General features: G+C 63.9%; 19 protein-coding genes. 13 read left to right on the top strand and 6 right to left on the bottom strand.

What is annotated here, in order from left to right:
- The first annotated feature begins 145 nt into the window (after positions 1–145).
- Both DS839_RS27805 and DS839_RS27800 read left to right on the top strand, forming a co-directional pair.
- Positions 146–841, top strand: coding sequence for an adenylate/guanylate cyclase domain-containing protein (locus tag DS839_RS27805; protein ID WP_162918851.1), 696 nt, complete (start codon positions 146–148; stop codon positions 839–841).
- Positions 841–1,242: a winged helix-turn-helix transcriptional regulator gene (locus tag DS839_RS27800; RefSeq protein WP_119273772.1), complete on the top strand. Its 402-nt coding sequence runs from the start codon at positions 841–843 to the stop codon at positions 1,240–1,242. The genes DS839_RS27805 and DS839_RS27800 overlap by 1 nt, the downstream gene beginning before the upstream one ends.
- Here DS839_RS27800 and DS839_RS27795 read toward each other — a convergent pair.
- On the bottom strand, positions 1,218–2,096 hold the full coding sequence (locus DS839_RS27795) for a LysR substrate-binding domain-containing protein (protein ID WP_119273771.1): 879 nt from the start codon (positions 2,094–2,096) through the stop codon (positions 1,218–1,220). The genes DS839_RS27800 and DS839_RS27795 overlap by 25 nt on opposite strands.
- A gap of 99 nt (positions 2,097–2,195) precedes the next feature.
- Here DS839_RS27795 and DS839_RS27790 point away from each other — a divergent pair, with 99 nt between their 5' ends.
- Genes DS839_RS27790 through DS839_RS27775 form a run of 4 tightly spaced genes read left to right on the top strand, consistent with a single transcriptional unit; the run spans position 2,196 to position 7,640 of the window.
- Positions 2,196–3,155 (top strand): extracellular solute-binding protein, encoded by a 960-nt coding sequence (locus DS839_RS27790; RefSeq protein ID WP_119273770.1) that lies wholly within the window; start codon positions 2,196–2,198, stop codon positions 3,153–3,155.
- A gap of 17 nt (positions 3,156–3,172) precedes the next feature.
- Entirely contained in the window at positions 3,173–4,240 is a 1,068-nt protein-coding gene (locus DS839_RS27785; protein WP_119273769.1) for an ABC transporter ATP-binding protein, read from the top strand.
- On the top strand, positions 4,240–6,357 hold the full coding sequence (locus DS839_RS27780; RefSeq protein WP_119273768.1) for an ABC transporter permease: 2,118 nt from the start codon (positions 4,240–4,242) through the stop codon (positions 6,355–6,357). Before DS839_RS27785 ends, DS839_RS27780 begins: the two co-directional genes overlap by 1 nt.
- Positions 6,354–7,640: an aminotransferase class III-fold pyridoxal phosphate-dependent enzyme gene (locus DS839_RS27775; protein ID WP_119273767.1), complete on the top strand. Its 1,287-nt coding sequence runs from the start codon at positions 6,354–6,356 to the stop codon at positions 7,638–7,640. The genes DS839_RS27780 and DS839_RS27775 overlap by 4 nt, the downstream gene beginning before the upstream one ends.
- Here the strand turns inward: DS839_RS27775 and DS839_RS27770 are convergent.
- The 4 genes from DS839_RS27770 to DS839_RS27755 are packed head-to-tail and all read right to left on the bottom strand — an operon-like array spanning position 7,591 to position 10,173.
- Complete coding sequence (locus DS839_RS27770) at positions 7,591–8,379, bottom strand: alpha/beta fold hydrolase (RefSeq protein ID WP_119273766.1); 789 nt, start codon at positions 8,377–8,379, stop codon at positions 7,591–7,593. The genes DS839_RS27775 and DS839_RS27770 overlap by 50 nt on opposite strands.
- 7 nt (positions 8,380–8,386) lie before the next feature.
- A complete protein-coding gene (locus DS839_RS27765) occupies positions 8,387–8,584 on the bottom strand; it encodes a tautomerase family protein (protein ID WP_119273765.1) in 198 nt (65 codons plus the stop codon).
- 9 nt (positions 8,585–8,593) lie between these two features.
- On the bottom strand, positions 8,594–9,634 hold the full coding sequence (locus tag DS839_RS27760) for an LLM class flavin-dependent oxidoreductase (RefSeq protein WP_119273764.1): 1,041 nt from the start codon (positions 9,632–9,634) through the stop codon (positions 8,594–8,596).
- Positions 9,635–9,654: 20 nt separating this feature from the next.
- Entirely contained in the window at positions 9,655–10,173 is a 519-nt protein-coding gene (locus DS839_RS27755) for a flavin reductase family protein (protein WP_119273763.1), read from the bottom strand.
- 75 nt (positions 10,174–10,248) lie between these two features.
- Between DS839_RS27755 and DS839_RS27750 the strand changes: the two genes are divergently transcribed.
- On the top strand, positions 10,249–11,106 hold the full coding sequence (locus tag DS839_RS27750; protein WP_119273762.1) for a LysR family transcriptional regulator: 858 nt from the start codon (positions 10,249–10,251) through the stop codon (positions 11,104–11,106).
- 3 nt (positions 11,107–11,109) lie between these two features.
- Here the strand turns inward: DS839_RS27750 and ehuR are convergent, their stop codons facing one another.
- On the bottom strand, positions 11,110–12,498 hold the full coding sequence (ehuR, locus tag DS839_RS27745) for a MocR-like ectoine utilization transcription factor EhuR (protein WP_162918850.1): 1,389 nt from the start codon (positions 12,496–12,498) through the stop codon (positions 11,110–11,112).
- Between the two features lie 209 nt (positions 12,499–12,707).
- Between ehuR and DS839_RS27740 the strand changes: the two genes are divergently transcribed.
- Genes DS839_RS27740 through DS839_RS27715 form a run of 6 tightly spaced genes read left to right on the top strand, consistent with a single transcriptional unit; the run spans position 12,708 to position 19,127 of the window.
- Positions 12,708–13,766: an ABC transporter substrate-binding protein gene (locus DS839_RS27740; RefSeq protein WP_119273760.1), complete on the top strand. Its 1,059-nt coding sequence runs from the start codon at positions 12,708–12,710 to the stop codon at positions 13,764–13,766.
- 54 nt (positions 13,767–13,820) lie between these two features.
- Positions 13,821–14,915, top strand: a complete 1,095-nt coding sequence (locus DS839_RS27735) for an ABC transporter ATP-binding protein (RefSeq protein ID WP_119273759.1) — start codon at positions 13,821–13,823, stop codon at positions 14,913–14,915.
- The gene (locus DS839_RS27730; protein WP_119273758.1) at positions 14,915–15,790 is read left to right on the top strand and encodes an ABC transporter permease; all 876 of its coding nucleotides are present in this window, start codon (positions 14,915–14,917) and stop codon (positions 15,788–15,790) included. The genes DS839_RS27735 and DS839_RS27730 overlap by 1 nt, the downstream gene beginning before the upstream one ends.
- Complete coding sequence (locus DS839_RS27725) at positions 15,787–16,608, top strand: ABC transporter permease (RefSeq protein ID WP_368911955.1); 822 nt, start codon at positions 15,787–15,789, stop codon at positions 16,606–16,608. Before DS839_RS27730 ends, DS839_RS27725 begins: the two co-directional genes overlap by 4 nt.
- A 25-nt stretch (positions 16,609–16,633) precedes the next feature.
- Entirely contained in the window at positions 16,634–17,797 is a 1,164-nt protein-coding gene (locus DS839_RS27720; protein WP_119273757.1) for a M24 family metallopeptidase, read from the top strand.
- A gap of 4 nt (positions 17,798–17,801) precedes the next feature.
- Positions 17,802–19,127 carry an NAD(P)/FAD-dependent oxidoreductase gene (locus DS839_RS27715; protein ID WP_119273756.1) on the top strand — a complete coding sequence of 442 codons (1,326 nt, stop codon included), beginning with the start codon at positions 17,802–17,804 and terminating at the stop codon, positions 19,125–19,127.
- Positions 19,128–19,130 lie beyond the last annotated feature (3 nt).

The raw sequence follows: 19,130 nt of genomic DNA, 5'->3' as shown, positions 1-19,130 counted from the left end.
TGTGCCCCTGGGAAAAGTGTATCAAATTATGGCGAGAGGCGGGCCCTGTGACAGATCGCGGAAAATGCGGCTTTTTCCGCCCAATTTCCGCGACCCCCGCCACCCATATTGCACCCATCGAGCGAACAGGACCGGACAATCATCCATGTACCAGTATCATTTCAATGGCAGCCTGCACGAGGCCCAAGGACGAGCCGCCGACATGAAGCTCAAGGAGCCGCGATCCCTGCCGCAGGTCACGACCGCCGTCACCTTGTTCGCCGATATCGTCGGCTATACCCAGCATTGCGAAAGCCTCGATCCCGAGGAGGCCTTCCTGCTGCTTGCCGATTTCTATCGGCGCACCAGCCAGGCGACCACGCTGCACGATGCCGCCATCGTCGATCATTTCGGCGACGAGGTGCTCGCGGTGTGGAAGGGCAAGGCGCCGCTCGCGGTGCAGGCCTTCCGGGCGCTGCGCTGCGGCTTCGCCATCCTCGTCGAGATGGAGCGCTGGAATGCCTGGCGCGCCAAGAGCAATCTCCCGGCGGTGAAAGCCGGGATCGGCATCCATGCGGGGCCGGTCCTGCTCGGGCGGCCTTATGCCGATGAGTGCCATCAGCCCAGCGTGTTCGGCGACACGGTGAATATCGCGAGCCGCCTCGAGCGCCAGACCCGTCGTCTCGGCACCGACATCGTCATATCGGAAGAGCTTTACCGCCTCGTCGCGCAAGTTGCGGGCGATACCGCCCTTCTCGATTATTTTCCCTCCGCGCTCTCGGTCACCCTCTCGGGCCGCGCGCGGCCGCTCGCGGTCAGGCCCGCCATATTCCACCCGTGGTCCATGAAGGAGAGCGCCTGATGACTCCCTGGCATGCAGCAATGAACGATGAGCGCTATGCGGTTGCGCAGGAAGTCCTGGCGCGGCTCGGCGACAGGTGGAGCGTGTGCGTCATTCATATGATCGAAGGCGAGCCCATCCGGTTCACCGATCTCATGCGCCGGATCAGCGCAACGCGCCCGATCTCGGCCAGAGTGCTGACGCGGACATTGAAGCAACTCGAGCGCGACGGCCTCATTGCGCGTAAGGTCTTTCCCGTCGTCCCGCCACGCGTGGAGTACCGGCTCACCGGGCTTGGCCAGCGCTTCCTCGAACTCGCCGACAGGATCCTCGATTGGACAATGGCGCAGGGTCCTGATTTCGCGGCGGCGCGCCAAGGCATCGGCTCCGCGACTCCTCAGCCCTTCCCGTCCGCGGCCTGATCGCAGGCCGTGGCGAAGAACTCGCGAATGACACCGCGCTCGCGGTTGCGCGGCAAGGTGACGAGATATTCGCCTGCCGACACATCGGCGCCCTTGAGGCGAATACCCTTAACGCGCGCATCCTGGCCGATCTCGCGGTTGAGCACGATGCCGATGCCGAGGCCCGCCGCCACCGCTTCCTTCACCGCCTCGCGGCTGCCGAGGACGAGACGGGTCGAGATCGGAACCGCAAGCTTCGACATGGCGCGCTCGAAGATCTGGCGCGTCATCGATCCCGTCTCGCGCAGGATGAAGGGCTGGCCTGCGAGACCCTTGGCCGTGACCTGATCGACTTGCCACCAGGGATGGCCCTGATGCACCAGGATCATCACCTCCTGGTCGACCAGTCTCTCGCAGACGAAATCATCATCGGGCTCGAGCAGCGTGACGATCGCCACATCGACGGCATGCTGCGCCACGAGATCGAGGAGGCTGCTCGAATTGCCGAGCCGGACATTGAGCGTCACGCCCGGATAGCTCTGAGAGAACCGCTCGAAGATCGGCATGGCGACATAGGGCGCGCAGAGGCCGATCGACAGATGACCGAGGCGCAGATCGCGCGTCTTGCTGATGCGGCTTCCCAGATCCTCGAGCGCCAGGACCACCTCGCGCACCCGCGGCAGGAGATCATAGGCGCTCGCCGTCAGCTCGATGCGCGTGCCGGTGCGCGTGAACAGGCTCGTCCCGACGCTCTCCTCCAGCGCCTTGATGTTTTGCGTGATCGCCGACTGGGTCACCCCCAGGGCCTGGGCCGCCGCCATGAAGGTGCGATGAGTGGCGACCGCGTTGAAGGCGCGCAACTGAGCGAAATTCATGCGATTTCCATAGGCTAGCCCATAAGCTTTACTTCATACGACTGTCACGGATTTAAGCAACACTAATATTACAGGAATGCTTCATCGCGGGAGAGTCACATGACAGCCACATCCAAATCCGGCCTCGCGGCCTTGGCCCTGATCGCCGGCTTGAGCGCCGGCACCGCGCTCGCCGGCGAGATCGTCGTCTATAATGCGTCCGACAGCGTCAATTCGGCCATCGTCGCCGCCTTCGAGAAGAAGCATCCCGACATCAAGGTCAAATTCGTTTCGGGCTCGACCGGTCCGATCACCGAGCGGGCCATCGCCGAGAAGGCCAAGCCCCAGGCCGACGTCGTCTATCTCATCAACAATGTGGCGCTCGAGCAACTGAAGCAGGCGGGCGTGTTCGAGCCATATGAGCCGAAAGAGTCGAAGATCACCGCCGACTTCCGCGATCCGGACGGCTTCTACAACAAGTATTTCGCCACCACCATGTGCATGGTGGTGAACAAGGACCGTCTCGCCCAGAAGAACCTGCCGCAGCCTTCGACCTGGGAAGACCTGATCAAGCCCATCTATGCCAAGGAGATATCGCTGCCCTCGCCTCTGAAGTCGGGCACCGGCGGCGCCATTCTTACCACCTTCGTCGACGCCTTCGGCTGGCCCTTCGTCGAAAACCTCAATGAGAACGTCTATCAATATTCGGATGGCGGCTCGGGTGGGGCGCAGCTCGCAGGCCAAGGCGAGGTATCGATCGGGCTCACTTTCGACACCACCTGCTTCGAGACGAAATCCTCCGGCAAGCCGGTCGAGATCGTCTATGGCCGCATCACGCCCAATGTCTCGGAAGGCGGCGGGCTCGTCGCCGGCGGTCCCAATCCGGACGAGGCCAAGATCTTCCTCGACTTCATGGCGAGCGAGGACGCGGCGCAAGTCCTGGGCAAAGTCGTCGGCGCCACCGCGGTACCGGGCCACGGGCTCGTCGATCTCAAGGAGATCACGCTGTGGAAGATGAAGCGGCCGGTCGACATCGCCGAATTCCGCAAGGAATTCGCCAGCCGCATCCTCAAGCAGTAGCAGCAAGGCGGAAGTCCATGCTCGCCGCCGAGCCGCATCTTGCGATACTGGGCGTCGCCAAGAGCTTTGGCGGGCCCAATGTCGTGGACGATGTCTCGCTGCAGCTGACCCGCGGCGAATTCGTGACGCTGCTCGGCGATTCAGGCTGCGGCAAGACCACGCTGCTGCGCATCGTCGCGGGCTTCACCGCGCCCGACAAGGGCCGCGTCCTGCTCAAAAGCGCCGATGTGACGAATGCCCCTCCGGCCGGGCGGCGCATGGGCTTCGTCTTCCAGTCCTATGCACTGTTCCCGACCAAGACCGTCAGGCAGAATATCGGCTTCGCGCTTACCATGGCGGCGAAGCCGCGCGCCGAAACCGAGAAGCGGGTGCACGACCTCGCCTCGATGTTCGAGATTCAGGCCCTGATCGAGCGCTATCCGCATGAATTGTCGGGCGGCCAGCAGCAGCGCGTGGCGCTGGCCCGGGCGCTCGCTTCCGATCCCGAAGTGCTGTTGCTCGATGAGCCGATGTCGGCGCTCGATGCCCGCATCAGGGTGAGATTGCGCGCGGAGATCCGCAACCTGGTCGAGAGGCTCGGCATCACGACGCTCTATGTGACGCATGACCAGGAAGAAGCTTTGGCGCTCTCCGACCGCGTCGCCATCCTGCGCCAGGGGCGCATCGAGCAGATCGGCACGCCTGCAGACGTCTATCACCGGCCGCGGACGAAATTCGTGGCGCAATTCATCGGCGCCTCCAATCTGGTCAAGGGCCGCGCCGCCCAAAGCGGCATCGACGCCCAAGGCGAGATCTGGCCGATCGCGCCCGAGCCTGCCGTGTGGCCGGGAAGCGATGTCACCGCGCTCTACCGACCCGAGCATCTCGAGGTGAGCACCGACGGACAGGACGGTCTCGCCGGACGGATCGCAAGCGTGACCTTCCTCGGCTCCTTCGTGCGTCTCGATATCGCCATGGCGTCGGGACGGCATGTCATTGCCGACCGGCCGTCGCTCGAAATGCTGGACGGCTTCGCCGTCGGCATGCCGGTCACGGTCAGGCCGGATCCGCGCCATGCCGTGATCCTGCGCGACGAATTCGTCTAATGTCCTCGCGGAATCTGCCGAAGATCCTCGTCACGCTCGCCGTCCTTGCCGGGCTTGCGCTCTTCATCGCCTATCCGATCGGCGCCATCCTTGCCGAAAGCTTCGTCATTCGCGGGCCCATGCCGCTGCCGCGCCTCGAGGCCGTCACCGAAGCGGCGCTCCAGTCGCTCGGCGCCGACGAGCGCGCAAAACTCGTCACGCAGTGGCGCGACGCCGCGAGCCCAAATGAGCGCGTCGATGCGATGGCCGCCGCCTTCACCCTCGAAGGACTGTCGGTGCCCTGGGACCGCAAGGCGCTCTATACCACGCAGGCCACCGATCTCGACAAGGCGCTGGCCCGACTCCCGGCGGCGGTCAGGGAAAGGGTCACCGGCAACTATCCGATCGCGCATATCATGCTGCATAAGCGTACCGCCCTTGCCTTCAAAGTCAGGGACCGGATCGGCGAGGCGCGTTTCGATGAATTGCGCAACGGCCGCGACGACCGCATCGGGTTCGACAACTACCTCGCGATTTTCCGCGATCATTATCTGCGCCAGGCCAGCCTCAACAGCCTGATGCTCGCCACGGCCTCCACTCTGCTCACCGTGACGCTCGGTCTCTTCCTCGCTTATGCCATCAATGGCGGCGGCGTGCGCTCGCCCGCCGTGACCCGCGCGATCCTGCTGACGCCTCTGGTCGCGCCGCCGGTCCTCATCGCCACCGCGATCATCATGCTGTTCGGGCGGCGCGGTCTCATCACCCACACTTTCCTCGACCAGACGCTGGGATTGATCGATGCCGAAGCGACCAATGCCTATGGGTTTGCCGGCGCGGTGGTGGCGCAAGCTCTGTCCTTCCTGCCGGCAACGCTCATCATTTTCGACAATGTGATGCGGCGGCAGAGCGGGCGCGTCGATGAGGCCGCGGCGAGCCTCGGCGCCGGGCACGCCGCGGTCTTCGCCCATGTCACCTTGCCGCTCGCCTGGCCCGCGATGAAGCGCGCCATCGCGCTCGCCTTCATCATGAGCCTCACCGATTTCGCCAATCCGGTGCTGCTCTGGCGCGACACGCCGGTGCTCGCCGAGGTCGTCTATCAGCAGATCACGGCCTATCAGAACATGCCGCTCGCCGCGGCCTTGTGCTGCTGGCTCATTTTGCCCTCGCTCCTGCTCTATATCCTCCTCGAACGGATCGGCTCCCGCAAAGCCTATTCGACGGGCGAGGCCGGCAGCGTCAGCGAATTGCCGATGCCGCGCGCCTGGCGCTGGATGCTCCGGTCATTGGCGGGATCGGTTTCGGCGCTGGTGCTCATCATCTATGCGACCATGGCACTCGGCGCCGTCACCCGGGTCTGGGGCGTCGATTGGAGTTTTACGCTCGGCTATTTCACCAATGAAGGTGTCGATGTCGGGCTCGCGGGCTCGGGCTATGGCAGCTCCGATCGCGGCCTCTCCACCATCTGGACAAGCCTCTATATCGCCGGCATCGCCGCGCCCATCGGCGGGCTCTTCGGCATCATCGTCGCTTATGTCGTCGAAAGGGTGAGGCCGCCCGGCGCCAATCTCATCGTCTCCTTGAGCCTGTTGCCGGCGATCCTTCCCGGCATCATCTTCGGCATCGGTTATATCGTCGCCTTCAACGTTCCTTTCGGCTTCTCGTCGCTGTCGCTCTCCGGCACCGCCGCCATCCTCATCATCAACATCCTGTTCTCCAATCTCTTCGTCGGCGTGCTGGCGGGACGCGCCGCGCTGCAGCGCCTCAATGTCGCGGTCGATGAGGCGGCGGAAAGCCTGGGGGCCGGACTCATGCGGCGCTTCTTCCATGTCACTTTGCCGATGCTGCGCCCGGCGCTGCTGCTCGGCACGCTCTATGTGTTCGTCGACGGGCTGACCACTCTGTCCTCGGTGATCTTCCTCGTCTCCGGCGACTACAAGCTCGCTTCCGTCACCATCTTCAATCACGCGACGTCGGGCGATTTCGGCTATGCGGGCGCCAAGAGCGTGATCCTGCTCGTTCTGGCGCTCGCCGCCATGGCGCTCATCTGGCTCATCGACCAGCCGCCGGGACGCGTGCGCAAGATCACCCTGTCCGGGCTGCTGCCGACACGGATCGCAAAACCGAGCCTCGCACCATGACAAAAGATCTCATCAGTCGGGATGCCGCCGCCTTCTTCCATCAGGAGGGCTCATCGCCATGCCCCTTCGCTCTGCACAAAGCGCAAGGCGTGTGGCTTGAGGATGTGGAGGGGCGCCGCTTCATCGACCTCCATGGCAACACCGCCCATCATCTGGGCTACGGCCATCCACGCCTCATCGCCGCGCTCAAGCAGCAGCTCGACGAGCTGCCCTTCTCGCCGCGCCGCTTCACCAATGAACCGGCGGTGATGCTGGCCGAGAAGCTCCTCGGCCATTGGCCGGGCGCTCCCGCAAAGGTGCTGTTCGCGACCGGCGGGTCGGATGCGATCGAGATCGCGCTCAAGCTCGCCCGCGTCGCCACGGGGCGGCCGGGAACGCTCTCCTTCGAAGGCTCCTATCACGGCCATGGCTTTGGCGCCTTCGGGCTGTCGCGATCCGCTCCCGATGCGAGGCTCGGCCCATTCCTCTCCGGGCGCCATCATGTCCCGGGATACTGGCAAGGTGCCGAACAGGCGCTCGCCGCGATGAAGGCGGTCTTCGACCGCTCGGCCAAGGACATCGGCGCCGTCATCGCCGAGCCGATCCGATCCAATTGCCATGTGCCGCCGGATTGGTTCTGGCCCGAGGTGCGCCTTCTATGCGATGCGCATGGCACGCTGCTGATCTTCGACGAGATACCTTCCGGTCTCGGCAAGACCGGGCGCTTCTTCGCCTTCGAGCATATGGGCGTCGTCCCCGATGCCGTCGTCCTCGGCAAGGCGCTGGGCGGCGGCGTGGTGCCGATTGCCGCCGTCATCGCCGATGCGCGGCTCGATGTGGCGCCCGAACTCGATCTCGGCCACTACACCCATGAGAAGAATCCGCTGACCGCCCGCGCGGCGCTGACCATGATCGAGATCATCGAGGACGACCGGCTCGACCAGCGCGCCGCCGAACTGGGCCGGCGCGTGATGTTCGCCCTGGCCGAAATGGCCGCCCGCACTCCTTTCATCGCCGGCGCCCGCGGCAAGGGCCTGCTGCTCGCGCTGGACTTCGCACCGCAGCTGTGCGGAAGGGAGCCGGGTCCCGATTTCACCGGCGACCTGGTCGAGGCCTTCTGGCGGGAAGGCCTCTCGACGACCGACAAGGGACCGGCCAGCGTCGGCTTCTCGCCACCCCTCATCATCTCCGATGACGAGATCACCGAAGCGCTGACGCGCGTCGAAAGGGTCGCTAGGAGCTTTGCCGGCGCGGTCAGTCGCGACGGTCGCCGTGCCGCGCGAGGAAAGCTGCAACAGGTCTAGCCACGCGCTCCGGCGCCTCGAGCAGGATCGCATGGCGCAGGCCGTCAAGGATCACCAGCTCCGACTGCGGGAGCTCGCCGGCAATGAACTCATTGAGGCGCGGCGGACAGCCGCCGTCGAACTCGCCCGTCAGCACCAGCGACGGGCAGGCGACCTCCTTGAGCCAGGGCGCCATCTCCGTCTCGGCATAGATATGAAAGACATTGAGGAACACCTGGGCGTCGGTGTCGATGACTTGCTTCAGGCGGTTGGCGATGACATCCGGCCGCCTCTCGCCGAATTCGGGCGTGAACCAGCGGTCCTTCAGCGTCTCGAGCACCGGCGCGATGCCCTTCGCTTCCATCGCCGCGACGACGGCCTTCACCTTGGCGCTGTCCTCTTGCGTGCGCCCGGCCGCGGTGCTGAGCAGGCCCAGCGTTTCGACATGCTCAGGGTAGCGGCGCGCATAAGCGGGACCGATCATGCCGCCCAGCGAATGGCCGATGAAATGGGCGCGCGCGATGCCGAGCTCGGCGCGCAAGGCTTCGAGGTCATCCACCAGATCGTCGAGGCTGAAAGGCACGGGCGTCATCGGCGATCGGCCATGGCCGCGCAAATCGTAAGAGATGCAGCGGAACTGGCCGCGCAGCTCCTTGACGAGGCCGTCCCAGGAATGGCGCGAGGCGCCGATCCCATGGATCATGAACAAGGGCGGGCCTTCGCCCTCGACCGAGAAGGCCGATCTGACCGGATTTGTCATGGATTACCTATTTGTCGGGATATTTGTCCGACATCAGCTGGCCGGCGCCGCCCCAGTCCTGCTTGTCGACATCGAAGATCACGATCTGCACGCTTTCCGGCGTGCCGCCGCAGGTACGCAGGAAGGCCGAGGTCAGCTCCTTCACCAATTCGCGCTTCTGATCGACACTGCGGCCTTTGAACATTTCAACTCTGATGACGGGCATGGATGATCCTTATGCTGCGCGCGTGGTTGCGCTCTTCGGTATATGCGGCATGACATCTTCGGCAAAGCGCTGCATCGCTTCCAATGCCTCGCTCTGCGTGTGGCCGATATTCACGTTCATGATAAAATCGTCAATGCCGAGCTCGGCATATTGCGCGACCCGGTCGACCATTTCGGAGGCCGTGCAGATGATCAGGTTGCGCGACAATTCCTCGATCGTCTGCTTCTGCGGCAAGAGTCTGATGGCGCCATTGTCGACGATGCCGGGCCCGGTGAACACATTGTTGAAGCGGCCGTAATAGTCGTAAGCGAGGCTCAGCTTGCGCTCGGCATCGGCCTCGTCCTTCGCCACCAGGCAGACCCGCGACAGAGCGAGGCGCAAATGCTCGCCCGCCTTGCCGAGCTCGGCCTTGCCGCGATGGAAGGCCCCGACCTGCGCTTTCATCTTCTCGAATGTCGCATCGAGCGGCGTCGTCTGGATATGGAAGCCGCGCTTCACCGAGGCATAGATGCCTTCCGGCACCAGGGCCGCGACCATCAATTGCGGCATGGGCTTGGTGACCGGTCGCGGCATCACGGTGATCGGTTCGAATTTATAGTACTTGCCGTCCCAGGAAACCTCCTCGCGGGTGAAAAGCGCGATCAGGAGGTCGAGCGATTCATCGAATTTCTCGCGCGAGATCTCGATCGGCACATCCATGCGCGCCATCTCATAGGCGAAGGCGCCGCGGCCGACGCCGAGGATGAGCCGGCCTTCACACAATATGTCGGCCTGGATCGCCTGGCCGGCAAAGATGCGCATGTCGTGCAAGGGCAGCACCGACACGGAGGTCACGACCTCGATCCGTTTCGTCACCGACGCGACCTTGACCGCCATCTGCAAGGGATCGGGCACGAGAAGGATATTGATCAGATGATGCTCGGGGATGGTGACACCGCGATAGCCCAGGCGCTCGCTCGCAATCGCCTGCTCGATCATGTCGGCATAGAGCCGGTCGCCGCCATAGGCCTTGTCGGGATAATAAGAAGAGAGGAAGTGATTGAATTGCAAAACTATGGCCTCGATCTTTTTCAGATGAAATGTTGCTGCGGGCTTGCGAGATCGGCCCATCGGCCGAAGGCGCCACTGCGATAGAGAAGCGCGTCCTCGGCGGCGTAGCCTGGAATATCGAGCACCTTGCCGATGACGATGTTGTGCGTGCTCGCCGCATAAGAGGTGACGAGCGCGCATTCGAGCGTCAGCACCGCATCGATGAGAATGGGAGCGCCCGATGATCCGTCGCGCCAGGCGCCGGTGCAGAATTTTTCCTCGCCCGCCGCCTCGCCTTCGAGGCCGGCGAAGATACGCGCCAAGGGAAGCTGGCCGGTATTGAGCAGATTGATCGAGAAGCGCCGGCACTGCCCGATGGTGCGCGTGGTCATAGCGCGCTGATTGAGACAGACCAGCACTTGCGGCGGATCGGCGGAGAGCGAGCAGATCGCGGTCGCCGTCATGCCGGCCCGATAGGGCCTGGCGCCTGCGGCCACGATCGCGACGCCGGCGGGAAAGCGGCGCATCGCCAATCGGAAATCCTGGGAAGTGCATGCCATGCCCGGCACTATCCTTGGCCGGGATAATCCTGTAAATCAAATTATATTGGCTAGAAAGTTCGGATAAATCGAATTATGAACCTCGCCCATGTGCAAACCTTCGTCGTGGCGGTCGAAACCGGCAATCTCAACAAGACCGCACTCAAGCTCAATGTCACCCAGTCGACAGTGACGGCGCGCATCGATGCGCTCGAAAACCTGATCGGACAAAAGCTCCTGCGCCGCAACAAATCGGGTACCGAACTGACGCCCGCCGGCGCCAAGTTCCTGCGCCACGCCGAGGTCATGGTGCAGGTGTGGAAACAGGCGCGCTATGAGACGTCGCTGCCGCGCGGCTTCGAGGATGTCTGCGCCATCGGCTGCGATCCCGCTCTATGGACGGGCATCGGCGAATTATGGGTCGGCAGCTTGCGCGGCGAGCGCGGCACGATCGCCATCAGCGTGGCGGAAGGAGCAGGCGACATCGCGCGCTCCTGGCAAATGAACGCCATGGTCGACGTCGTCTTCTCCTACACGCCGCCGAGCGGCGCCTTTGCCGTCGATGTCCTGTGCGAGGATGTCTTCATGGAGGTCGCCACCGTCAAGCGCGGGCTGATGCGCTGGGATCCGGATTATGTCTTCGTCGATCTGGGCGAGGATTTCCGCCGCAAGCATGCGGAGGCCTATCCGGTGGAGGAGACCGCCATCGTCACCTTCACCTCGAGCGCCCATGCGCTCGATCACATCCTCACTTGCGGCGGATCGGCCTATCTGCCCTATCGGGTGGCAAAGCCGCATCTCGAAGCGGCGCGGCTCCATGAAGTGGAAGGGGCGCCGCGCTTCACGCGCACCGTCTATCTCGCGCGCAACACCGCGCGCACCGATAGCTGGCCGTGGTTCGAAAGTTTTTCCGCAAGCTTCAAGCGGAAACTCGCCGACGCGATGCGCGTCTGATTTTCACAGCACCACATAGGAAGCGGCCGGGCGTCCGCGCAACAGATCGGCCAGGATCTCGAGGCCCTTCTGCAATTCGGTACGCGACGGCGTGGCGCCGCCCAGGCTGACGCGAATGGCATGGCGCGAAGGGCCATGGCCGACGGCAAAGGCTTCCGCCGGCGTCACGGCAGCGCCCTGCGCGCGCAACTGCGCGACGAAGCTCTCGGCCCGCCAGGCTTCCGGGAGATCGAGCCAGAGATGGAGGCCGGTGGGCAGCGAGCGGAAGGACTGGCCGGCGAGAATCTCGCCCGCCAGCGCCTGGCGCTTGCGCAACTCATCGCGCTGCACCTGGGCGAGACGATCGGCGGTGCCGTCCTCGATCCAGCGATAGGCGATCTCGGCCGAGAGCGAGGCCGCCATCCAGGTGGTGGCGCCGAGGCCCGGGATCAGATCGCGCGCGCGGCCCGGCGGTGTCGCGATATAGCCGATGCGCAGGCCCGGGCAGACGATCTTCGACAGGCTCGTCGCATAGTAGGAATGCTCCGGCGCGAAGCTCGAGATCGACGGCAATGCGGTCTCGATGAAGCCGCCATAGACATCGTCCTCGATCAAAATGACATCGTGCTTGACCGCGATCTCGGCGATCGCCTGGCGCCGCTCCACCGGCATCACCGCAAGAGTCGGGCTCTGGTGGTTGGGACAGCAGATCAAGGCGCGCAGCGGTCCGCCGCGGCAGGCCGCGTCGAAGGCCTCGGGGATCAGGCCATGCTCGTCGATGGGCAATCCCTTCAGCGTCAGATGACGGTTGGCGGCGAGGAATTTGATGCCGGGATCGGTCAGCTCTTCGGCCGCCATGATCTCGCCCGGCTCCAGCAAGGCGGCGAGAATGACCGACACCGCCTGCTGACCGCCATTCACGATGACGATGTCGTCCTGCGTGGCCTCGGCGCCGCGCTTCTCGAGCCAGGCGGACGCGGCGTGGCGATGCTCCGGCATGCCGATCCAGTCGCGATGATAGGGCATGAGCAGCGGCAGGCGCTCGCTATCGGCAATATCGCGCAAGGTGGAGGCGAGCGCTTTCTCCTGCACCGGAAGCTGCACCGGGCAGTTGAAAGTGAGATCGATGAGATCGCTTTGGGCGCGGTTGGGCTCGAGGCGCGAAAGGTCGGAGGGCCTCGAGGTGACGAAGGTGCCGCGCCCGACTTCGCCGCCGATCAGATGGCGGCGTGCCGCCAGCGCATAGGCCTTGCTGACGGTCGAGACCGACAGCTGGAGATGCCAGGCGAGCTCGCGATGGGTGGGCAATCTTTCGCCCGGCCGCAAGCGCCCTGAGGCGATGTCGTCCGCCATCGCATCCGCCAGGGCGACATAGATGCGCCCCGGCCTTGTCTTGTAGTCAGGAACCCACACAATTGACCCCGATCTTCGTCCTGAGAGGCATACAAGCTAGCGGGCACGCCACTCAATGTCCAGAACTCCAAGTAAATCAGTGATAAAGCGTCGCAGTACAATATAATAATTGACCTGCTTGTCCTGCTCTTTATTTTCGAATTGAACGCCTCGCCTGTGGATAAGTACATGGCAAGGGGCGCAACAACCACGAACAGGGAGTGGATCGAATGCCTCAGTCCTCACAAGCGCGCCTCGCCAGGAAGCTCGCCCGGAAAGCATTGCCTTTCGCCGTCATGGCGCTCTTCGCCGTCCCCGCTTCGGCTGAAGACACCATCACCATCTCGTCCTGGGGTGGCAACTATCAGGAAGCGATGTCGAAGGCGATCTGGCAGCCGACCGCCAAGGAGCTCGGCATCACCATCCTCGAAGATTCGACCAACGGCCTCGCCGATGTGCGCGCCCAGGTGACCGCCAACAGCGTCCTGTGGGACATTACCGAGCTCACCATCGACGGCTGCGCGCAGGGACAGACCGAAGGCCTGTTCGAAAATCTCGATTACGCCGTCATCAGCAAGGACGGCTTCGATCCGGCGGTGGTGCAGCCGACCTATATCGGCTTCAACTACTATTCCAATGTGATCGGCTGGAGCATTGAGAAATTCGGCGATGCCGGTCCGCAGAGCTGGGCCGATTTCTGGGATGTCGAGAAATTCCCCGGCCGGCGCTCGCTGCGCAACGATCCGGCGGAAGTGCTGGAAGCAGCCCTCCTCGCCGATGGCGTGGCGCCCGACAAGCTCTATCCGCTCGATCTCGACCGCGCCTTCAAGAGCCTCGAAAAAATCAAGCCGCACATTTCAGTGTGGTGGTCGTCGGGCGCGCAGGCAGCCCAGCTCGTCGCCGATGGCGAGGTCGACATGATCGGCGCCTGGAACGGCCGCATCAGCGCCGCGATCGGCGCTGGCGCCAAATACAAATTCACCTTCAACCAGGGGCTCCTCATCGCCGACTGCCTGGCGATCCCCAAGGGCGTGAAGAACAAGGACTTGGCGATGAAGGCTTTGGCGAAGGCCGTCTCGGCCGAGATCCTCGCCAATATCCCGCAATATATCGACTATGGTCCGGCCAATCTCAAATCCTACGAGACCGGCAAGATCCCGCCCGAGCTCGCCAAGACGCTCAACACCGCGCCCGAGAACGCCGCCAAGCAGGCGATCGTGCGCGGCGACTGGTGGGGCGAGAATGGCGCTAAGGCCCGCGACCGTTGGGCCAAGTTCATCAATCAATAGATGCTACGGCGAGGGGAAGGAGTGATGCGCGAGCATCACTCCTCACATTTTTAGATGACCAGCCAGGCAACCTCATCCGGCGCGAGCGTTCCGATCACCATCCGGAAGCTGGTCAAGACCTATGGCCCCTATCGGGCGCTCGATGCGATCGATCTCGACATAGCGGGCGGCGAGTTCCTGACGCTGCTCGGTCCCTCGGGCTCCGGCAAATCGACATTGCTGATGGCCATTGCCGGCTTCCTGCGCCCCGATTCCGGCCTCATCCAATTCGGCGCGGCCGACGTGACGCGGCTCGAGCCGCATAGACGCAATATCGGCGTCGTCTTCCAGAACTACGCCCTCTTCCCGCATATGAGCGTCGCCGGCAATGTCGCCTATCCCCTGAAGCTGCGCGGCATCGGTAGGCCTGAGATCGACAAGCGCGTCGCCTGGGCGCTCGCTCTGGTGAAGCTCGACGGTTTTGGCGAGCGCAGCATCGATCAGCTCTCGGGCGGCCAGCGCCAGCGCGTGGCGCTCGCCCGTGCCATCGTCTTCGAGCCCTCGGTGCTCCTGATGGACGAGCCGCTCTCGGCCCTCGACAAGAAATTGCGCGAGCATATGCAGATCGAGATCCGCCGCCTGCATGAGACGCTGCGCGTCACCACGATCTATGTCACCCATGACCAGCGCGAGGCGCTGACCATGTCCGACCGCATCGCCGTCATCAATCACGGCCGCTTTGCCCAGATCGGCGAGCCGAAGGCGCTCTATGAGCGGCCGGCGAGCAAGTTCGTCGCCGAATTCATCGGCGATGCGACCTTGCTGGCGCTCGATGAGGGTGCGAAACAACCGACCTTCCGCGGCCGTCCGGTCAAGACCAAGGACAAGGTCAATGGCGCTCTTTCCCATGTCGTGCTGCGGCCGGAAAAGCTGCGGCTCGTCGATAAGAAGAACACGGCAGCCTGGAACCGCTTCGCCGGCACCGTCGATGACATCGTCTATCAGGGCGAGAGCGTGCTGCTCTCGATCCGGCTCGAAGGCGGCGAGACGCTGTTCCTGCGCCAGGGCACCGACCAGCAAAGCCTGCAGAACCTGCCGGCGCGCTATGCAGCGGTGGAGGTCGGCCTCCATGCCGATGACACGCTGCTCGTCCCCGAAGAGCACCCTTGATGACACCGCATGCGGCAGATGTGCTCGAAGGCGATGCGCGGCGCGAGCGCCTGAGGCTCCTGTCGCTCTCCGCCCCGGCATCACTGCTCGTTCTCATCATCCTGCTGCTGCCGGTCGGCTGGCTGTTCTTCCTGTCCTTCGTCGACAAGGATGGCTTCACCACCGCCAATTACATGCGGCTCGTCCAGAACGAAGCCTATTTCGAGATCTTCAAGGTCACTTTCCTCTCGAGTTTCCTCGTCACCCTCATCACGGCGGTGCTGGGCTATCCGCTCGCCTATCTCCTGTCGCAATTGCCGAGGCGCCTCGCGATCATCGGCCTCACCGTCGTGCTCCTTCCCTTCTGGACGTCGCTCCTGGTGCGCACCTATGCCTGGCTCGTCCTCCTGCAGCGCAAAGGCCTGGTCAACTCCACCTTGATGTCGCTCGGCATCATCGATGAGCCCCTGAGCCTTGTCTATAATATGTCGGGCGTCGTGATCGGCATGGTCCATATCATGCTGCCCTTCATGGTGCTGCCGCTCTATGCCACCATGCGCTCGATCGATCCGATGCTGCTCAGGGCGGCGATCAGCCTCGGCGCGCCGCGCTCGCGCGCCTTCCTCACCGTCTTCGCGCCCCTATCGCTGCCGGGCCTCATCGCCGGCAGCCTCCTCGTCTTCATCTATTGCCTCGGCTTCTACATCACGCCGCAGATCCTGGGCGGCGGACGGATCAATCTCGTCTCGATGAAGATCCTCGAGAACGCCACCATCTATTCCGACTGGGGCGCGGCTTCGGCCTTGGGCGTGGTGCTGCTCGTAGCGACCCTTCTCCTCTTCAAGGCCATCCAGATGCTGGTGCCGGTCGATCGCCTGATGGGCAAGGCGTCATGATGGATTTCGACAGCGACCCGACCGTCAACCATTGGCGCCGCTTGTGGCTCTATCTCTATTGCCTCTTCGTCGCGATCTTCCTTTTGGCGCCGATCATCGTCGTCATCCCGATGTCCTTCTCACCCTCGGAGTTCCTCGAATTCCCGCCGAGCGCGCTGTCGCTGCGCTGGTATCAGAGCCTGGCCAAAAGCCCCGAATGGATTGGTGCCGCCATCATATCGCTCAAGGCCGCGGTGCTGACCGTCCTCGTCGCCACGCCGCTCGGCATCGCCGCCTCCTATGGCCTGCAATATTCGCACTTCGCCTTCACCCGGCTGATCCGCGCAGGCCTGATCATCCCGCTCATCGTGCCGGTGATCATCATCGCCATCGGCGTGTTCTACCTCTATGCCAGGCTCAATCTGGTGAACACGCTTCTGGGCCTCGTCCTCGCCCATAGCGTGCTTGCCATTCCCTTCGTGATGGTGGTGATCAGCGCCGGGCTCCAGCGCTTCGACGCCAATCAGGAATTGGTGGCGCGCTCGCTCGGCGCCTCGCGGCTCAAGGCTTTCATGACCGTTACCTTGCCGCAGATCAAGCCCTCCGTCATGTCGGCGGCGCTCTTCGCCTTCATCACCTCCTTCGACGAGGTGGTGGTGGCGCTGTTCGTCTCGCGCGGACCGTCCTCGACCCTGACCCGCAAGATGTTCACTTCCTTGCGCGACCAGGTGAGCCCCGCCATCGCCGCCATCTCCACTCTCCTGATTCTCACGACCTTCGTCCTCGCTCTGGTCGCGCTGCTTTCGGCGCGCGGCGGCAAGACGGCCCGCTCCCACTGACAATCTTCCCTTCAACGAGGCAACCATGCAGCCGAGATCAGCCGCCTTTTCCGTCGATGAGCACAGACAAAGATTTGCCCGCTTGCGCGAGACGGTGCGCGAGGCCAAGCTCGACGGCTGCCTGATGGTGGCGCCCGAGAACATCTATCACGCCGGCGGCTATGAGACCTGGGTCGGCGTCAACAGCCCGCAATTCATGATCTTCACCAAGGACGAGGACGAGCCCACGCTCATCCTGCGCAATGTCGATCTGGCTTTGGCGCAAGAGACGACCTGGATCAGGGATATCCGCACCTATCACCTCCATACCGACAGTGTCCCTGGGCTGGTGGAGAAGGTGCTGAAGGAGAAAGGGCTTGGCAAAGGAAGGCTCGGCATCGAATTCCAGTCCTATGCCTTGCCGCATGCCATGGCGCTCAGTCTCGAGGAAGCGCTGCCGAGCTTCTCCTTCACCGATTGCACCGATCTTTTCGGCGATCTCCGGCTCATCAAATCGCCGGCCGAGATCGCCATGATGCGCCAAGCAGGCGCCTTCGCCAAGATCGGGCTCGAGGCCGCTGCGCGCACGCTCAAAGCCGGCATGACCGAGATCGCGCTCGCCGCCGAGATCGAAGCCGCCATGCGCCGCGCCGGCAGCGACTATTGGGCGATCCCGACCGAGCTTGCCAGTGGCTGGCGCTCGGCCGGCGGCCATGCAGCACCACGGTCCAAGATCATCGAGCCCGCTGACCTCGTCCATGTCGAATTCGCCGGCGTCAGCAACCGCTATCACGCGACGGCGCTGCAGACGCTGGCGGCCGGCGAGCCGTCAGGGCGCGCACGCGAGCTCTATGACATCGCCTTGCAATCGCTGCGGGCCGGCCTCAAGGCGACGAAGCCCGGAGCGCCCGTCGATGCCATCGAAGAGGCCTCGCTCGAGCCTTTGCGCAAGGCCGGCCTCGAACATGCCGCCATGATGCGCTTCGGCTATGGGCTCGGCATCGCCTATCCGCCGATCTGGCTCGAGACCCTGCAGATCAGCCGCGGCTTCGATCGCCGCCTCGCGCCTGGCATGGTCTTCGTTCTGCATTCCTGCCTGGAACTGCCGGATGAAGAGATCGGCATCGTCCAGGGCGGCACTTACCTCTTGAACGACGACAGCCTCGAAATGCTGGCCGGCGCCGGCGATATCGATCTCGTCTCGGCCTGACATCATGCCGGTCCTGCTCGATCCCGTCCCCTCCGACGCGAAGCTGCCGGCCAAGGCTGATGTGGTGATCATTGGCGGCGGCATCATTGGCGTGTGCACGGCTTACGAGCTCGCCGATAAGGGCATCCCGGTGCTGCTCTGCGAGAAGGGCCGCATCGGGGCTGAGCAGTCGAGCCGCAATTGGGGCTGGTGCCGCACCATGGGGCGGGACTTGCGCGAAATGCCGCTCGCGCAAGCGAGCCTCAAACTGTGGCGCGACATGGATGCCCGCATCGGGGCCGAGACCGGCTTCCGCCAGACCGGCACTCTTTATATATGTCCGGACGACAAGACGCTGGCGAAGCGCGAGGCCTGGCTCGACCGCGCGAAGGCCTATGGCGTGTCCTCGCGCATCCTGCGGGCTCCGCAAGTGAACGAGACACTTCAGGGATCGGTCGCGCAATGGAGCGGCGCCTTGTTCACGCCCGATGACGGTGTCGCCGAACCCAGCCTGGCGGCCCCCGCCATCGCGCTCGCGGCGCGGCGCAAGGGTGCCCGGATTTTCACGGATTGCGCGGTGCGCTCGGTCGAATTGAGCGCCGGCCGCGTTTCAGGCGTGGTGACCGAGAAGGGAACGGTCGCCTGCACCACCGTGGTGCTGGCGGGCGGCGTATGGTCGAGCCTCTTCTGCCGCAGCCTGGGCTTGCGTCTGCCGCAGCTCAAAGTGTTGGCCTCGGTGCTGCGCACGGCGCCGACCGATCAAGGTCCCGGTCCCGCCGCCTGGGGCCCTGGTCTTTCGCTGCGCAAAAGGCGCGATGGCGGTTATACGGTCTCGCATGGCAGCGTCATCGCCGATATCGTGCCCGACAGTTTCAGATTCTTCCGCGAATTCCTGCCGCTCCTCAAAATGGAATGGAGCGGCATCTCGCTGCACGCCGGGCGCAGCTTTTTCGATGAAGCGGTCTATGGCCGATACTGGACGAGAGATGGCCCATCGCCTTTCGAGCGCGTGCGTGAGCTCGATCCTCTGCCATCGCAACATGATCTGGCGCGGGCGCGGCAGAATCTCGAAAAGACATTCCCGGTTTTCAAGACCGTCAGGACGGAAGCTTCCTGGGGCGGCATGATCGATGCGACGCCCGACATCTTGCCGGTGATCTCGCGCGTCGAGAGCGTGCCGGGCCTCATCCTCTCGACCGGCTATTCGGGCCACGGCTTCGGCATCGGTCCCGGCGCCGGCAGCCTCACCGCGCAACTGGTGACAGGCGAAAGCCCGATCGCCGATCCCGCACCCTTCCGCTTCGCACGCTTCACCGACGGCAGCTCGATCCGGCCGGAGACCGGGCTTTAGCTC

It is taken from the genome of Taklimakanibacter deserti (assembly GCA_003574785.1).
Note: the sequence above shows the minus strand (reverse complement) of the source record. Positions and strands in the feature narration are given on the sequence as shown.

Excerpts from the sequence above, each read along its gene's own strand:
- DS839_RS27805 (WP_162918851.1), top strand. The coding sequence starts at position 146 with ATGTACCAGTATCATTTCAATGGCAGCCTGCACGAGGCCCAAGGACGA.
- DS839_RS27800 (WP_119273772.1), top strand. The coding sequence starts at position 841 with ATGACTCCCTGGCATGCAGCAATGAACGATGAGCGCTATGCGGTTGCG.
- DS839_RS27795 (WP_119273771.1), bottom strand. The coding sequence starts at position 2,096 with ATGAATTTCGCTCAGTTGCGCGCCTTCAACGCGGTCGCCACTCATCGC.
- DS839_RS27790 (WP_119273770.1), top strand. The coding sequence starts at position 2,196 with ATGACAGCCACATCCAAATCCGGCCTCGCGGCCTTGGCCCTGATCGCC.
- DS839_RS27785 (WP_119273769.1), top strand. The coding sequence starts at position 3,173 with ATGCTCGCCGCCGAGCCGCATCTTGCGATACTGGGCGTCGCCAAGAGC.
- DS839_RS27780 (WP_119273768.1), top strand. The coding sequence starts at position 4,240 with ATGTCCTCGCGGAATCTGCCGAAGATCCTCGTCACGCTCGCCGTCCTT.
- DS839_RS27775 (WP_119273767.1), top strand. The coding sequence starts at position 6,354 with ATGACAAAAGATCTCATCAGTCGGGATGCCGCCGCCTTCTTCCATCAG.
- DS839_RS27770 (WP_119273766.1), bottom strand. The coding sequence starts at position 8,379 with ATGACAAATCCGGTCAGATCGGCCTTCTCGGTCGAGGGCGAAGGCCCG.
- DS839_RS27765 (WP_119273765.1), bottom strand. The coding sequence starts at position 8,584 with ATGCCCGTCATCAGAGTTGAAATGTTCAAAGGCCGCAGTGTCGATCAG.
- DS839_RS27755 (WP_119273763.1), bottom strand. The coding sequence starts at position 10,173 with ATGGCATGCACTTCCCAGGATTTCCGATTGGCGATGCGCCGCTTTCCC.
- DS839_RS27750 (WP_119273762.1), top strand. The coding sequence starts at position 10,249 with ATGAACCTCGCCCATGTGCAAACCTTCGTCGTGGCGGTCGAAACCGGC.
- DS839_RS27740 (WP_119273760.1), top strand. The coding sequence starts at position 12,708 with ATGCCTCAGTCCTCACAAGCGCGCCTCGCCAGGAAGCTCGCCCGGAAA.
- DS839_RS27735 (WP_119273759.1), top strand. The coding sequence starts at position 13,821 with ATGACCAGCCAGGCAACCTCATCCGGCGCGAGCGTTCCGATCACCATC.
- DS839_RS27730 (WP_119273758.1), top strand. The coding sequence starts at position 14,915 with ATGACACCGCATGCGGCAGATGTGCTCGAAGGCGATGCGCGGCGCGAG.
- DS839_RS27725 (WP_368911955.1), top strand. The coding sequence starts at position 15,787 with ATGATGGATTTCGACAGCGACCCGACCGTCAACCATTGGCGCCGCTTG.
- DS839_RS27720 (WP_119273757.1), top strand. The coding sequence starts at position 16,634 with ATGCAGCCGAGATCAGCCGCCTTTTCCGTCGATGAGCACAGACAAAGA.
- DS839_RS27715 (WP_119273756.1), top strand. The coding sequence starts at position 17,802 with ATGCCGGTCCTGCTCGATCCCGTCCCCTCCGACGCGAAGCTGCCGGCC.